At 63.5% G+C, this 14,067-nt stretch carries 15 protein-coding genes and 1 tRNA gene; 11 read left to right on the top strand and 5 right to left on the bottom strand.

The window, feature by feature from the left end; genetic code table 11:
* Window positions 1-43 precede the first annotated feature (43 nt).
* A complete protein-coding gene (locus ACQY6T_RS06005) occupies window positions 44-1,240 on the top strand; it encodes an AI-2E family transporter (protein ID WP_428629494.1) in 1,197 nt (398 codons plus the stop codon).
* 43 nt (window positions 1,241-1,283) lie between these two features.
* Window positions 1,284-1,360: transfer RNA gene (locus ACQY6T_RS06000), tRNA-Asp, on the top strand.
* A gap of 79 nt (window positions 1,361-1,439) precedes the next feature.
* On the opposite strand, the gene ACQY6T_RS05995 is transcribed toward ACQY6T_RS06000, so the two are convergent.
* The 4 genes from ACQY6T_RS05995 to ACQY6T_RS05980 all read right to left on the bottom strand — a co-directional run bounded on the left by ACQY6T_RS05995 (window position 1,440) and on the right by ACQY6T_RS05980 (window position 3,113).
* Window positions 1,440-1,670 (bottom strand): DUF2842 domain-containing protein, encoded by a 231-nt coding sequence (locus tag ACQY6T_RS05995; RefSeq protein ID WP_428629492.1) that lies wholly within the window; start codon window positions 1,668-1,670, stop codon window positions 1,440-1,442.
* Window positions 1,667-2,260 (bottom strand): 5-formyltetrahydrofolate cyclo-ligase, encoded by a 594-nt coding sequence (locus tag ACQY6T_RS05990; protein ID WP_428629490.1) that lies wholly within the window; start codon window positions 2,258-2,260, stop codon window positions 1,667-1,669. Before ACQY6T_RS05990 ends, ACQY6T_RS05995 begins: the two co-directional genes overlap by 4 nt.
* Window positions 2,261-2,479: 219 nt before the next feature.
* The gene (locus ACQY6T_RS05985) at window positions 2,480-2,923 is read right to left on the bottom strand and encodes a cell division protein ZapA (RefSeq protein WP_428629488.1); all 444 of its coding nucleotides are present in this window, start codon (window positions 2,921-2,923) and stop codon (window positions 2,480-2,482) included.
* A complete protein-coding gene (locus ACQY6T_RS05980; RefSeq protein ID WP_428629487.1) occupies window positions 2,916-3,113 on the bottom strand; it encodes a hypothetical protein in 198 nt (65 codons plus the stop codon). The genes ACQY6T_RS05985 and ACQY6T_RS05980 overlap by 8 nt, the downstream gene beginning before the upstream one ends.
* Before the next feature lie 169 nt (window positions 3,114-3,282).
* Between ACQY6T_RS05980 and tkt the strand changes: the two genes are divergently transcribed.
* The 5 genes from tkt (at window position 3,283) to ACQY6T_RS05955 (ending at window position 9,140) form a co-directional block, all read left to right on the top strand.
* Window positions 3,283-5,250 carry a transketolase gene (gene tkt, locus ACQY6T_RS05975; RefSeq protein WP_428629485.1) on the top strand — a complete coding sequence of 656 codons (1,968 nt, stop codon included), beginning with the start codon at window positions 3,283-3,285 and terminating at the stop codon, window positions 5,248-5,250.
* A 39-nt stretch (window positions 5,251-5,289) separates the two neighbouring features.
* Complete coding sequence (gene gap, locus ACQY6T_RS05970; RefSeq protein ID WP_428629483.1) at window positions 5,290-6,297, top strand: type I glyceraldehyde-3-phosphate dehydrogenase; 1,008 nt, start codon at window positions 5,290-5,292, stop codon at window positions 6,295-6,297.
* A gap of 16 nt (window positions 6,298-6,313) precedes the next feature.
* A complete protein-coding gene (locus tag ACQY6T_RS05965; protein WP_428629481.1) occupies window positions 6,314-7,510 on the top strand; it encodes a phosphoglycerate kinase in 1,197 nt (398 codons plus the stop codon).
* A 100-nt stretch (window positions 7,511-7,610) separates the two neighbouring features.
* Window positions 7,611-8,480, top strand: coding sequence for a fructose bisphosphate aldolase (locus ACQY6T_RS05960; protein WP_428630385.1), 870 nt, complete (start codon window positions 7,611-7,613; stop codon window positions 8,478-8,480).
* A gap of 24 nt (window positions 8,481-8,504) precedes the next feature.
* Window positions 8,505-9,140, top strand: coding sequence for an O-methyltransferase (locus ACQY6T_RS05955; protein WP_428629479.1), 636 nt, complete (start codon window positions 8,505-8,507; stop codon window positions 9,138-9,140).
* On the opposite strand, the gene ACQY6T_RS05950 is transcribed toward ACQY6T_RS05955, so the two are convergent.
* Window positions 9,137-9,538: a hypothetical protein gene (locus ACQY6T_RS05950; RefSeq protein ID WP_428629477.1), complete on the bottom strand. Its 402-nt coding sequence runs from the start codon at window positions 9,536-9,538 to the stop codon at window positions 9,137-9,139. The two genes, ACQY6T_RS05955 and ACQY6T_RS05950, sit on opposite strands and share 4 nt — an antisense overlap.
* A 35-nt stretch (window positions 9,539-9,573) precedes the next feature.
* Here ACQY6T_RS05950 and thiE point away from each other — a divergent pair, with 35 nt between their 5' ends.
* The 4 genes from thiE (at window position 9,574) to ACQY6T_RS05930 (ending at window position 14,061) form a co-directional block, all read left to right on the top strand.
* Window positions 9,574-10,212: a thiamine phosphate synthase gene (gene thiE / locus ACQY6T_RS05945; RefSeq protein WP_428629475.1), complete on the top strand. Its 639-nt coding sequence runs from the start codon at window positions 9,574-9,576 to the stop codon at window positions 10,210-10,212.
* Window positions 10,213-10,512: 300 nt separating this feature from the next.
* Window positions 10,513-12,471 carry an OPT family oligopeptide transporter gene (locus ACQY6T_RS05940; RefSeq protein WP_428629474.1) on the top strand — a complete coding sequence of 653 codons (1,959 nt, stop codon included), beginning with the start codon at window positions 10,513-10,515 and terminating at the stop codon, window positions 12,469-12,471.
* Window positions 12,472-12,572: 101 nt separating this feature from the next.
* The gene (gene efp / locus ACQY6T_RS05935) at window positions 12,573-13,136 is read left to right on the top strand and encodes an elongation factor P (protein WP_428629472.1); all 564 of its coding nucleotides are present in this window, start codon (window positions 12,573-12,575) and stop codon (window positions 13,134-13,136) included.
* Between the two features lie 106 nt (window positions 13,137-13,242).
* Window positions 13,243-14,061, top strand: coding sequence for an inositol monophosphatase family protein (locus ACQY6T_RS05930; protein WP_428629470.1), 819 nt, complete (start codon window positions 13,243-13,245; stop codon window positions 14,059-14,061).
* The last annotated feature ends 6 nt before the right edge of the window (window positions 14,062-14,067 follow it).

Genomic DNA, 14,067 nt, shown 5'->3' with positions numbered 1-14,067 from the left:
TAAAGCGCGCGTAAGACGAGGCGGTTAACGCAGGAGACTTGGGGTGGCGGATGATCGGGCGAGCAGAGACACGCGCCCGCGCTCCAATCCGCTGCATCAGATTGAAATCGACGATTTCCGCCGCGATCGACTGCTCGCGGCGCTGGCGCTGATATTTGGCGCCAGTTTTTGTCTTGGACTGCCCTTTGCGTTGCAGGCGGGGGCTGAGTTCTTTCTACCGCTGACCGCTGCGATCGTGATCGCGATCGCGCTGGTGCCGCTGCTCGAGTGGCTGGAGCGGCGCGGGGTGCCGTCGGGGCTCGCGGCGTTCCTGTCACTGACCATGTTCCTGATGCTGATCAACGCGGCGCTGGCGATCATCGTTGTCCCGGCCACCGACTGGTTCGCGCGGCTTCCCGATTCGATCCCGCGAATCCAGAGCAACCTGGCGCCGCTGATCGACTTTTATTCGTCGCTGCAAGCCTTTGTCGATCGGACATTGCTGTCGGTTGCCAGCGGGAGCCAGGCAACGGCGCAGGCGGTAGCGGCGACCGCCCCAACGTCGGTCGTCGATTATTTCATCACGTCGGCGCCCTCGGCGGCGATTCAGCTGTTCTTTGCGGTGTTGGTGATCTTTTTCTTTCTCGCCGGGTGGACGCGCCTGCGCAAAGGCACGATCCGGCGGCGCGGTAGCTTCGACGGTGCGATGCAGACGGCGCGCGTGATCCAGAATGTCGTCGATGCAACTGCCGACTATCTGGCGACGATCACGATGATCAACGCCATCTTGGGTCTGACTGTCAGCCTGCTGTTGTGGGCTTTGGGGATGCCGTCGCCGTTCATGTGGGGCGGGATCGTCAGCATCTGTAATTTCGTGCCGTATCTGGGGCCGATTGTCGCTGCCGCATTATTGGGGCTGGGTGGGTTGATGACCTTCGACGCGGTCGGGCTTGCGCTGTTGCCCGCGATGATCTTTATCGGCGTGCATCTGGTCGAGGCCAATTTGATCACCCCGCTGGTGCTGGGCAAGCGGTTGACGATCAATCCGCTCCTCATTCTGGTGTCGTTGAGCTTCTGGGGATGGGTGTGGGGGACGCCGGGCGCCTTGCTGGCGGTGCCACTGCTGCTGATCCTGCAGACGGTCCTCGCATCGACCGGAACGCCCGATCTGGCGGGTTTCCTTTTCGAGCATGGTACGCTGACGACCACCGACGAGATGCGCGATCGATTAAATCGCACCCCGGAAGAAAGCGACGGTTGACAGGCCGGAGCGCGCCGCATATTGGCGCTGCTCCCAAGCACACGCGGGTGTAGCTCAGTTGGTTAGAGTGCCGGCCTGTCACGCCGGAGGTCGCGGGTTCGAGCCCCGTCACTCGCGCCATTCCTTGTCTTTCCGGACAGGATGGCGACCGCGGCTTGGGATTATCCATCTCAGGAAATTGGGGACTTGGCGCCGTTCGTTAGCGGCGCCAAGTCCCCAATTCCATCCAGCGCAGCAGCGGCTTAAGCGGCAGGATCCAGACGATCCCGGCGACCAGATAAAACACCGCCTGCACCAGCACCGGCCACCTGCCGACCCATGGCGACAGGCTGGCGATAATCGCGGTCCAGGCCGCGATCAGCAGCAGGATCAGCAACATTCCGGCCGGCTTGCGCCAGCTTGGCTGGGGATCGTTGGGTAACTGGCTCACAAACGGTCTCCACACAGGATGAATTCTTGCTCGGTCAGGATCGCATCGAGCGCCATGTCCGTCGATTCGCGGGGCGCAGCGTCGATTTCCTGCACCGACCAGCCGACCCCGATCCGTAGCGCCCCGGGATGCGCGGCGAAATAACGATCATAATGGCCACCGCCCTGGCCGATCCGGCTGCCCAGACGGTCGAATCCTACCAGCGGGCAAAAGATGAGGTCGGGGGCTGCCGGGCGCGCGTCGCCCATGGGCTGCTGCGTCCCCCATGGTCCCTTGTCCAGCGGCTCACCGGTTCGCCAGCGCCGAAAGTCCATTACGGCGATGCGCGCGGGGTGGTGAGGCAGGGCGAGCCCGCCTGCCGACGCGAGTTCAGCGAACAACGGCAGGATGTCGGGTTCATCGCCCCACGCCACATAAGCGCCGACGACGGCGTGATCGGCAAGAAGTTGTACCAGTGGCGCCGGCAGCGCGCGAAACGCAGCCAACTGGGCCATAGGGTCGAGATTGGCGGCGAAATGCTGCCGCCTAAAGCGCAGCCGTTCGCGCAATTTCTGCTTTTTCTGGGCCAGATCGGCGGACAAGTGGGTCATCGCCTCCTCCGGTCTTGTACAGGTCGGTTGGCGGGACCGCCGAGGTCGTTTGCTGGAAAGTCCTCTGACGCCAGTAACGTCAGGTGGGAACCATGTACGTCGGACCAGGGTCCGGGCAGGGACAGCTCCCTAGGATGATGTATCGCCTCAGGGATTTTCGCAAAAGCTCGTGCCGGGCAGTACCCGCCGCCCCTTATGTAGGGGCGCGGGCACGCGCGCTCAAGACATTTGCTCGACTTTCGTCGCCAGTGCCTCGATCCGGTCGGCGATCTGAAGCAGCGCGCGGTCGTTGGCGGGCTTGGCGAGCGTCGGTGCTGTCGGCGTGGATCGCAGCGCTTCAAGTTCCTTCAGCGCCGTCTGTTCGCGGACGACGGCAGCGCGCAATTCCTCGCGTGTCGCCGCTTCACGGCTTTCGGCGAGTGCGACCGCGGCGCGCAGCGAATCCGACTGGGGTTCGGCCTTGTCGACCTTGCCCTTGGCGTCCTGAGCATCGTCAGCGAGCATCAGGGCAGCGAAAAGCAATTGGCGAACTTCGGTCCCGCCCTGAATGCCGCGCGCCTTCTCGTCGACCACGGCCGCAAGCTGCAACAGCTGCGCTTCCTCTCCATCGGCACAATGGACGTCATAGGGGCGTCCGGCGATCGTCAGTTTGACATCAGCCATTTTCAGCCTCCGCAATCAGTCGGTCGAGCTCGCCAATCACCGCGGCAACTTCGGCCTTGAGCGCCGATTGGTCGGCCGCAGGGACCGCAATCGCGGGTTTGGGCGGGTTGGACAACGCCTTTTCGATGCGACTGAGCGCGCGTTCGATACGGCCGATGGCCAGGCTGGATTCGTCAAGATCGAGTTCCATGGCACATGGGTTAGCAGCGCCAGGGAGGGGGTGCAATTGCCCTCTCTGTCCAAAATGCGCGGATTTTGCGTCACGAGCGGTTGACTCCGGCCCCCGCCACCGCAAAGGGCTGTGCGCATCCGAACCGGACGGTGTGTCCGGCATCAGCCCAGCCATTCCCGGGGGATCCATGACACTGCCCGAACGCCAGCTCGCTAACGCCATCCGCGCGCTTGCCATGGACGCCGTTCAAGCCGCAAACAGCGGCCATCCGGGGATGCCCATGGGCATGGCCGACGTCGCCTCGGTGCTCTACGCAGATTATCTGAAGTTCGATCCGACCGACCCGAAATGGGCCGATCGCGACCGATTCGTGCTGTCGGCGGGGCATGGCTCGATGCTGGCCTATGCGACCTTGCATCTTGCAGGCTACGCCCGACCGACGCTCGACGACATCCGTAATTTTCGTCAATTGAACAGCCCGTGCGCGGGTCATCCCGAGAATTTCGAGCTGGAAGGCGTCGAAACGACAACGGGTCCCTTGGGGCAGGGGTTGGCGACCGCGGTCGGCATGGCGATTGCCGAGCGGCACCTCAATGCGATTTATGGCGACGATCTGGTCGACCATCGCACATATGTCGTGGCTGGCGACGGGTGCCTGATGGAAGGCATCAACCACGAAGCGATCGGTCTGGCCGGCCATTTGCAGCTCGGCCGCATGACGGTGTTGTGGGACGACAACAAGATCACCATCGACGGATCGACCGACCTGTCGACCAGCGAGGACATTGCGACGCGCTATACGGCGACCGGCTGGCATGTCGAAAGCTGCGACGGCCATGATCCCGCCGATGTTCGCCGCGCACTCGACGCTGCGCTGGCCGATCCACGCCCGTCGCTGATCGCATGCCGCACGATCATCGGGTTCGGGGCGCCGAACAAGCAAGGGACGTCGGCGACGCATGGCGCGCCGCTGGGTGCCGACGAGATTGCGGCGGCGCGCAAGGAATTGGGCTGGACTGCCGAGCCGTTCGTCATTCCCGCCGATATTGCTTCGGCATGGGCCGCGTTCGGTGAAAAGGGCAAGAATCTTCACGCGGAATGGAATGATCGCCTTGCAAGCAACCAAAAGAAAAAGGAATTTGAGGATCGTCTGAGCGGTAAGATTGTGCTAGGCGACGCTTTCAGAGCCTATCTCGACGGCCTCGTCGCAGAACCGCCGAAAGTCGCGACGCGCAAGGCCTCGGAGAACACGCTGGGCGCGCTGACCGCCGATATTGCGGCGCTGATCGGCGGCAGCGCCGACTTGACCGGTTCGAACAACACCAAAACTTCGTTGACCAAGCCGCTGACAAAAGACGATTATTCTGGCCGCTATATCTATTACGGCATCAGGGAATTCGGCATGGCCGCCGCGATGAACGGCATGGCATTGCACGGTGGCGTCGTTCCCTATGGCGGCACCTTCCTGGTCTTCGCTGATTATTGCCGCGCCGCGATCCGCCTGTCGGCGTTGCAGCAGCAGCGGGTCGTTTATGTGATGACCCACGACAGCATCGGACTGGGCGAAGACGGCCCGACGCACCAGCCGATCGAGCATCTCCAGTCGCTCCGGGCGATGCCGAACCTGCTTGTGCTGCGTCCCGCCGACGCGGTCGAAACCGCCGAGTGCTGGGCGCTGGCGCTGGCGCAGCAGAGTCGGCCGTCCTTGCTTGCGCTGACCCGCCAGAACCTCCCGCCGCTGCGTCATGACGTCACGGAAAATCTTTGCCTTAAAGGCGGTTACCGCCTTCGCGATGCCGCAGCAGCGCGCAATGTCGTGCTGGTCGCAACCGGCTCCGAAGTCTCGCTGGCGATCGAAATTGCCGATACGCTGGAGGCTGCCGGCCACGGCGCCGACGTTGTTTCGATGGTATCGACCGAGCTGTTCGACGAGCAGACCGCAGCTTATCAGGCTGACATTCTGCCCGCCGATGTGCTGACCGTGTCGATCGAGGCGGGTACCACCTTCGGCTGGGAACGCTATACTGGCCGCGACGGCCTGCGCTTCGGCATCGACAGCTTTGGCGCGTCGGCACCGATCGACGATCTCTATAAGCATTTCGGCCTGACCGCCGATATCATCGCCCCCAAGATATTGGCACGACTGGGCGCCTGAGGACCCGGACGACCGCACACGCAGAAAGGATTTTTCGACATGGCAGTGAAAGTCGCAATCAACGGTTTCGGACGTATCGGCCGCAACGTGGCGCGTGCCATTTTGGAGCGGACCGACCATGATCTGGAGCTGGTTTCGATCAATGATCTGGGGGACGCCAAGGCGAATGCCCGCCTGTTCCGCAATGACTCGGTCCATGGTGCATTCAGCGGCACTGTCGAAGTCGATGGCAATGACCTGATCGTCAACGGCAAGCGCATCCAGGTGACCGCAGAGCGCGATCCCGCCGCTCTGCCGCATGCCGCGAACGGCATCGATATCGTGATGGAATGCACCGGCTTTTTTACCAACAAGGCGGGCGGCCAGAAGCACCTCGACGCCGGCGCCAAGCGTGTCCTGATTTCGGCGCCCGCAAAGGAAGTCGACCTGACCGTTGTTTACGGTGTTAACGACGACAAGATCACCGCCGATCATCTGATAATCTCGAACGCGTCCTGCACCACCAACTGCCTCGCGCCCTTTGCCAAGGTGCTGCATGAAGCGATCGGTATCGAGCGCGGCCTGATGACCACGATCCATGCCTATACGAATGACCAGAAGATCCTTGACCAGATCCACGACGATCCGCGCCGCGCCCGCGCCGCCGCGATGTCGATGATCCCGACGTCGACCGGCGCGGCGGTGGCCGTCGGTCTGGTGCTGCCCGAACTCAAGGGCAAGCTCGACGGGTCGTCGATCCGCGTTCCTACCCCGAATGTGTCGGTGGTCGATCTCACCTTCACGCCGGTCCGCGAGACGACCAAGGACGAGGTCAACGCGCTGCTCAAGGCGGCGGCAGAAGGCCCGCTGAAGGGTGTGCTCGCCTATACCGACGAGCCGCTGGTTTCGATCGACTTCAACCATGATGCCGCCAGTTCGACCATCGACAGCCTCGAAACCGCGGTGATCGACGGCAAGCTGGTGCGCGTGCTGAGCTGGTATGACAATGAATGGGGCTTCTCGAACCGCATGATCGACACCGCGGGTGTGATCGCCAAATTCCTCTGATCCAAAGGAAACGTCGATGACCGCTTTTAAGACCCTCGACGATATCGGCGACGTCACCGGCAAGCGCGTGCTCGTGCGTGTCGACCTGAACGTCCCGATGTTCGAAGGCGCGGTCAGCGACGTGACGCGGATCCAGGCGGCGATGCCGACGATCCGCGAACTGTCGGACAAGGGCGCTATCGTGCTTTTGCTCGCGCATTTCGGGCGGCCAAAAGGTGCGAAGAACCCGACCCAGTCGCTCAGCCTCGTGATGGGCGGGCTGGAAGATGTGCTCGGCCATTCGGTGATGTTCATCCCCGAATGCGTCGGAGAAGGCGCGAAGGCGGGCATTGCGGTGCTCGCCGCGGGTGACGTCGCGGTGCTCGAAAACACGCGCTTCAATCCCGGCGAGGAAACGAACGATCCGGCCTTTGCCGACGCTCTGGCCGAAATCGGCGACCTGTACGTCAATGACGCCTTTTCGGCCGCGCATCGCGCGCATGGCTCGACCGAAGGCATTGCGCGCCGCTTGCCGGCTTATGCCGGCCGCGCGATGGAGGCCGAACTCAAGGCGCTCGACGCCGCGCTCGGCAATCCGGCGCATCCGGTCGCGGCGGTCGTCGGCGGCGCCAAGGTGTCGAGCAAGATCGACGTACTGCGCCATCTGGTGACCAAGGTCGATCACCTGATCATCGGCGGCGGCATGGCGAACACCTTCCTCGCCGCGCGCGGGGTCGATGTCGGCAAGTCGCTGTGCGAGCATGACCTGGTCGATACCGCAAACGCGATCTTCGACGCAGCGGATGCCGCGAATTGCACGATCCACCTGCCATATGACGTCGTGGTGGCAAAGCAGTTCGCACCGAACCCGCCGACGCGCACCGTCAACGTCCATGAAGTCGCGGCCGACGAGATGATCCTCGATGTCGGGCCGGCGGCGACCGAAGCCTTGGCAGACGTGCTCAAAAATTGCCGCACTTTGGTGTGGAACGGCCCAATGGGGGCGTTCGAGACCCCGCCGTTCGACACCGCGACCGTCGCGCTGGCCAAGACCGCTGCAGCGCTGACCCGCGAAGGATCGCTGATCTCGGTCGCGGGCGGCGGCGACACCGTCGCGGCGCTCAACCATGCCGGTGTGGCCAAGGACTTCACCTTTGTTTCAACCGCGGGCGGCGCTTTCCTCGAATGGATGGAAGGCAAGCCGCTGCCCGGGGTGGACGCGCTTAAAGCCTGAGTTTTTCGCGGCATTTGCATCCCGCTTGCCGGGTCGCTATGCGCACCGCCACATACGTATGCAAATCTACGGAGACGTTATGACCACCGCCGACGCTGCCATGCTGGACCAGATCAAATCGGGGCAGGGCTTTATTGCCGCGCTCGACCAGAGCGGCGGTTCGACGCCGAAGGCGTTGAAAGGGTATGGCATCGAAGCGGATGCGTTTTCGAACGACGAAGAGATGTTCGGGCTGATCCATGCGATGCGCAGCCGCATCGTCACCGCACCGTGCTTCAACGGCGAGAAAGTGATCGGCGCGATCCTGTTCGAACGCACGATGGACGGCGAAGCGGACGGCAAGTCCGTCCCGACGCTGCTCTGGGAGCGCGGCGTGGTGCCGTTCCTGAAGGTCGACAAGGGTCTGGAAGACGAAGTTAACGGTGTTCAGTTGATGAAGGCGAACCCCGGCCTCGACGAACTGTGTGAGCGCGCGGTCGCCAAGGGGGTTTTCGGGACCAAGATGCGCAGCGTCGTCAATCTTGCAAACCCGTCGGGCGTCAAGACGATCGTCGAACAGCAGTTCGCCGAAGCGAAGCGCATCGCGGCGCACGGCCTGGTCCCGATCATCGAGCCCGAAGTGAACATCAGGAGCACCGAGCGCGATAGCGCCGACCGCCTGCTGTTGAACGAAACGCTCGCGGCGCTGGACGCATGGGACGGCGCTCCGGTGATGCTCAAGCTGTCGCTGCCGACCGAGGCGGGGCTGTTCCAGCCGCTGGTCGATCATCCCAAGGTGCTGCGCGTCGTCGCGCTGTCGGGCGGCTTTGCGCGCCCCGAGGCGTGCGCCGAACTGGCGAAGAACCCGGGCGTCATCGCCAGCTTTAGCCGGGCTTTGCTGGACGACCTGCGTCATCAGATGAGCGACGACGAGTTCGACAAGTCGCTCGGCGACGCGATTCACGAGATTCACGCGGCCTCTGTGGCCTAGGTGATGGGAGAGCGGTGGCAAGCCGTGGACGATTATATCGCCGCAAAATTGCTCGGCGATGACGATGTGCTTGCCACCACCCTCGCCAACAATGCCGGCCAAGGCCTGCCGCCGATCGATGTGTCGGCGGCGCAGGGCAAGATGCTGTCCCTGCTGGCGCAGATAGCGGGTGCCAAACGCATATTGGAGGTCGGTACGCTCGGCGGCTATTCGACGATCTGGCTGGCGCGGGCGTTGCCCGATGGCGGTCGGCTGGTGACGCTGGAACTCGAGCCGCATCATGCGGCGGTGGCGCGCGCGAATCTGGAACGGGCAGGGGTGTCGGCCAAGGTCGATATTCGCGTTGGCCCCGCAGCCGATAGCCTTGCCGCGATGACCGACGAACCGCCGTTCGATTTCGTTTTCATCGACGCCGATAAGCAGAGCAATGCGCATTATGTCGTCGAGGCGATCCGGCTGGGGCGTCCCGGCACGACGATTATCGTCGACAATGTGGTTCGCGAGGGCGGGGTGCTGGAGGTTGACAGCGACGACGAGCGCATCGTCGGAACGCGGGCACTGTTCGACATGCTGAGCGCCGACCCGCGGCTCGATGCGACCGCGGTGCAGACGGTGGGCGCGAAGAAATGGGACGGGTTTGTGCTCGCGCGGGTGCGTTAAAGTCCGCCAGCAAAGCGGAACGAGAAGCGATAGTCTTCGGGCTTCAGCACGATATTCGTCATTTTGTCGGGGCGGACCGATTCCAGCATAATGCTGCCGTCGGCCAGCGGCGTCGATTCGCCCAGCGTCACCTCGAACGGTTGCTTTTCGCCATTGCCACGAATCCACAGCATCTTTACGCGCAAGCGGCCTGCCCAGACGCAGCGGGCGTTCATCGGACAGCGGCTGTCCTCCAGCACTTCGACCGGCTGAATGATCGGGCCGTCGGCATAGGCTCGCTGGCCCAGCGCGACGTTGCTGGCATCGGCGAGCGGCGTTTGCGCAGATGTCGCGGCGCACGCCGACAGCGCGAGGGTGGCGATAGCGATGGGGGCGGCAAGGCGGGAGATGTTCTGCATTTGCCGGTTGCTAACCGCGTCGCTATGAACGCGCCATGACCCGTACCCCCTGCCTCCTTTATCTTATCTCGCCGCTCGATGTCGGCGGCGATTTTCCCGACCGATTGGCCGAGGCGCTCGATGCCGGCCCGGTCGCGGCGTTCCAGTTTCGCGTCAAGGGGCTCGAACAGCATGAGGCGGCGGAGCTCGCCGAACCGTTGCAGGCGATCTGCGCCGCGCACGACGTGGCGTTTATTGTGAATGACGATGTCGCGCTGGCAAAGCGGCTCGATGCTGATGGCGTGCATCTCGGACAAGGCGATGGCGATCCGCGGGAAGCGCGTCGGGAGTTGGGTGCCAATGCCCAGATCGGCGTCACCTGCCACGCGAGCCGCCATATGGCGATGGAAGCGGGTGAAGCAGGCGCCGATTATGTCGCGTTCGGCGCCTTTTTCCCAACCGCAACCAAGGCGGTCGAGCATCACGCCGAACCCGAGATTCTGGAGTGGTGGCAGGGCATGTTCGAACTGCCATGCGTCGCAATCGGCGGGATCACTGCCGAAAATGCACGGCCTCTGGTCGACGCGGGCGCCGATTTCCTGGCGGTATCGAGCGGTGTGTGGGCGCATCCCGACGGCCCGGCGGCGGCAGTGGCGGCGTTCACGGCGCTGTTGAAAGATCAACCCGCGGGGTAATCGCCGCCCGGCGTTTTCGGGTATCCGCTCACCGGGCGCGGCGAGCCGCCATCCTGGCGCCAGCCAAACAGCCCCGCGCATGGCGCGGTGCGCGGTACGGGGCGGGCTCCGGCCCGCCGAGGCCGAGGTGTCAGATCGGAAAGATCGATACTCATCATGTCGCCGGTATGCCGGTAACGAATGCATCCATATTGGATCGATGCGTCAAATCGGCTTCGGTTCGTCGCCTTTTTGGCGTGGCTTAAATTTGAGCTTGCCAGGGGCGCGGCGGGTCGCGAGACAACGTGCGGGGAGATATATATGACCGACATCACCACGGCGACCGCACGCGGGCGCGAATTGACGCTTCGCGCGATCGTCCTTGGCGGCGTCCTGACGCTGATGTTCACTGCCGCGAACGTCTATCTGGGGCTGAAGGTCGGACTGACCTTTGCCACATCCATCCCCGCGGCGGTGATTTCGATGGCGCTGCTGCGCTATATGTCCGGCGCGACGATCCTGGAAAACAACATTGTCCAGACCATCGCGAGCGCGGCGGGTACGCTGGCCGCGATCATCTTCGTGCTTCCGGGGCTGGTGATGGTCGGTTACTGGCAGGGCTTTCCGATGCTGGAAACCACCGCGATCACGATGCTCGGCGGGATATTGGGGGTGCTGTTCTCGGTCCCGCTGCGCCGCGCGCTGGTGGTCGATTCGGATCTGCCCTATCCCGAGGGCCGCGCCGCCGCCGAAGTGCTGCAGGTCGGCGCCGCGAGCGCCGAGGGCGCCGAAGAAAATCGCGCCGGGCTGTCAGCGCTGCTGTGGAATTCGATTGTTGCCGCCGTCTTTACGCTGCTCACCCAGATGAAACTTGCGGGCGCTGAGGTTGCACGCTGGTTCGCGGTCGGCAGCGGTGCGACGGGCATTGCGGGTGGGCTTGCCTTCGCGTTGTTCGGCGTCGGCCATCTGGTCGGTCTGTCGGTGGGTATGGCGCAGCTTGTCGGCCTGATCACCGGTTGGTGGGTTTTGCTGCCGATCATGACCCAAGGTGGGGTAGGCGATGCGGAGACGCTGGCGAACACGGTGTTCCGCGCCGATGTACGCTTCTTTGGCGCCGGGGTGATTGCGGTCGCGGCGATCTGGACGTTGATCAAGATCGCCGGACCGGTGCTTGGCGGTATTCGCTCGGCGATGGCGGCAAGCCGCGCGCGGCAAGGCGGTGCAGCGATGGCGATCGAAGAACAGGATATGTCGATTTCCTGGGTGTTCGGCGGCTCGCTGGCGCTGATGCTGCCGATCGGCTGGCTGCTCTGGTCGGTGCTCGCCGGCGGACCGCTCGCGGGATCGTCGATAATTTTGGTCGCTGGCGCAATCCTGTTCATCATCGTCGTCGGGCTGATGATCGCATCGGTTACCGGCTATATGGCCGGCCTGATCGGCGCGTCGAATTCGCCGGTGTCGGGAATCGGCATCCTCGCGATCATCGCATCGTCGCTCTTGCTTCTCGGCCTGCTCGGCCGCGGCGGCGGCGAGGAAGAAATCAACGCGATGGTGGCGTATGCGCTGATCGTCACCGGCTTGGTGTTCGGGATTGCCACCATTTCCAACGACAATCTGCAAGATCTGAAAACGGGGCAGTTGGTCGGCGCGACGCCGTGGAAACAGCAGGTCGCGCTGATCATCGGCGTGATCTTTGGTTCGTTGATCGTGCCGCCGGTGCTCAATGTGCTGAACGAGACTGTTGGCTTTGTCGGGGTACCCGGCGCCGGACCAAACGCGCTTGCTGCCCCGCAGGCTGGGTTGATTTCGTCGCTGGCGCAGGGGGTGCTGGGCGGCGACCTGAACTGGGCGATGCTGGGCTATGGCGCCTTGGCCGGGGTCGGTTTCATCATCGTCGATGGACTGCTTGGCCGCGCGGGCAAGCTGCGACTGCCGCCGCTGGCGATTGGCATCGGGATCTACCTGCCGATGGCGGTGATCCTGCCGGTGGTGATCGGCGCAGTCGGTGGCTGGTTCTATGACCGCTGGGCTGCAAAGCGACCCAATGCGAGCTTTGCCCACCGCATGGGGGTGCTGACAGCGACGGGGATGATCGTCGGCGAAAGCCTGTTCGGGGTCGTTTACGCGGGCATCGTCGCGGGCAGCGGCAGCGATGCGCCGCTCGCCGTGGTCGGTGAGGGCTATGCATCCTATGCGCCTTGGGTCGGGCTGGTCCTGTTCGTCGGGCTCGTCTGGCTGAGCTATCAGCGCACCCGGCGGTTGGTCGTCGCAACGCCCTGACTTGCCCTTCGCCGCGCGCAGCGCTAAAGGCGCGCACCTGATACCGGTGCGCTGCGGGGCGCCGGTTTGCTCTTTCCATCCTTGAACAGCGAGTGTGCGCGATGAAAATCACCGGCGTTGAAATCCGTCCCGGCAATATTATCGAATTTGAAAAGGGGATCTGGAAGGTCACCAAGATCCAGCACACCCAGCCGGGCAAGGGCGGCGCGTATATGCAGGTCGAAGCCAAGAACCTGATCGACGGCCGCAAGCTCAACAACCGCTTCCGCAGCGCCGACACGGTCGAAAAGGTTCGCCTCGACACCAAGGATTTCCAGTTCCTTTATGCCGAGGGCGATGACCTGGTATTCATGGACAAGGACAGTTTCGAACAGATCACCATCGCCAAGGATGTCGTCGGCGAGGCGCACGAGTTTCTGCAGGACGGCATGGATGTCGTGCTCGAACTTTGGGAAGAGCGCCCGATCTCGGTCGAATTGCCCGAAACGATCGAAGCTGTGATCGTCGAAGCCGACGCGGTGGTGAAGGGCCAGACGGCGTCGTCGTCTTACAAGCCCGCGATCCTCGACAATGGCGTGCGCGTGATGGTGCCGCCGCATATCACCGCTGGCACCAAGATCGTAGTGCATGTGTACGACCGCGAATATGTCCGCCGCGCTGACTGATTGATTGCCCCTCCCGCTGGCGGGAGGGGCCAGGGTGGGCGACAGGCCCGCCTGTGTTTCTGACCACCCCCGACCCCTCCCGCAAGCGGGAGGGGGGAGAAAATAAATGGCCATATCCGGCATCATCACCGTCATGGAACGTGCCGCGCGCAAGGCGGGGACCAAGCTGCGCCGCGATTTCGGCGAGATCGAACATCTACAGGTCTCGCAAAAGGGTCCTGCCGATTTCGTGTCCAAAGCCGACCAGGCCGCCGAACGCACATTGTATGACGAACTGGGCCGTGACCGCCCGGGCTGGGGCTTCGTACTCGAAGAGGGCGGGATCATCGAAGGCGAACCGGGCAAACCGCGTTTCATCATCGATCCGCTCGATGGCACGTCGAACTTTCTTCACGCCATCCCGCATTTCGCGATTTCGATCGCGGTGCAGGAACCGAAGATCGGCGGCGGCTGGGGCGACATTACGTCGTGCCTGATCTATCAGCCGGTGACCGACGAAAGCTATTGGGCCGAGCGCGGCCGCGGCGCGTGGCTGCACGACCGGCGTTTGCGCGTCGCGTCGCGCCGTCAGCTCAACGAATGCCTGATTTCCACCGGTATTCCGTTCATGGGCCATGGCAATATGCCGCAGTGGAGCCGCATTTTCGGCGCGGTCGCCCCCGAAGTCGCCGGCATCCGGCGCTTTGGTGCCGCCAGCCTTGACCTCGCATGGGTCGCGGCGGGACGTTACGATGGTTTCTGGGAAAGCGACCTCAAAATCTGGGACGTCGCCGCCGGCATGCTGCTGGTGCGCGAAGCCGGCGGTTTCGTCAGCGATTTCCGCGGCGGCGACCGCGCGATCGAGCGCAGCGAATTTATCGCGGGCAGTGCGGCGGTCCATTCGAAGCTGCAAAAGCTGGTCGCGGGCGCGCTGCGCAACGCCTGAGCGCGC

Source organism: Sphingopyxis sp., from assembly GCF_965279725.1.
Taxonomy (GTDB): Bacteria; Pseudomonadota; Alphaproteobacteria; order Sphingomonadales; family Sphingomonadaceae; genus Sphingopyxis.
The sequence above is the reverse complement of the archived record's forward strand: the minus strand, read 5'-3'. Positions and strand labels throughout refer to the sequence as shown.

Bases quoted from the DNA above. Each gene is read 5' to 3' on its own strand.
- tkt (WP_428629485.1), top strand. From the start codon at position 3,283: ATGACACTGCCCGAACGCCAGCTCGCTAACGCCATCCGCGCGCTTGCC.
- ACQY6T_RS05930 (WP_428629470.1), top strand. From the start codon at position 13,243: ATGGCCATATCCGGCATCATCACCGTCATGGAACGTGCCGCGCGCAAG.
- ACQY6T_RS05965 (WP_428629481.1), top strand. From the start codon at position 6,314: ATGACCGCTTTTAAGACCCTCGACGATATCGGCGACGTCACCGGCAAG.
- efp (WP_428629472.1), top strand. From the start codon at position 12,573: ATGAAAATCACCGGCGTTGAAATCCGTCCCGGCAATATTATCGAATTT.
- ACQY6T_RS05940 (WP_428629474.1), top strand. From the start codon at position 10,513: ATGACCGACATCACCACGGCGACCGCACGCGGGCGCGAATTGACGCTT.
- ACQY6T_RS05950 (WP_428629477.1), bottom strand. From the start codon at position 9,538: ATGCAGAACATCTCCCGCCTTGCCGCCCCCATCGCTATCGCCACCCTC.
- ACQY6T_RS05960 (WP_428630385.1), top strand. From the start codon at position 7,611: ATGCTGGACCAGATCAAATCGGGGCAGGGCTTTATTGCCGCGCTCGAC.
- thiE (WP_428629475.1), top strand. From the start codon at position 9,574: ATGACCCGTACCCCCTGCCTCCTTTATCTTATCTCGCCGCTCGATGTC.
- ACQY6T_RS05985 (WP_428629488.1), bottom strand. From the start codon at position 2,923: ATGGCTGATGTCAAACTGACGATCGCCGGACGCCCCTATGACGTCCAT.
- ACQY6T_RS05980 (WP_428629487.1), bottom strand. From the start codon at position 3,113: ATGGAACTCGATCTTGACGAATCCAGCCTGGCCATCGGCCGTATCGAA.
- ACQY6T_RS05990 (WP_428629490.1), bottom strand. From the start codon at position 2,260: ATGACCCACTTGTCCGCCGATCTGGCCCAGAAAAAGCAGAAATTGCGC.
- gap (WP_428629483.1), top strand. From the start codon at position 5,290: ATGGCAGTGAAAGTCGCAATCAACGGTTTCGGACGTATCGGCCGCAAC.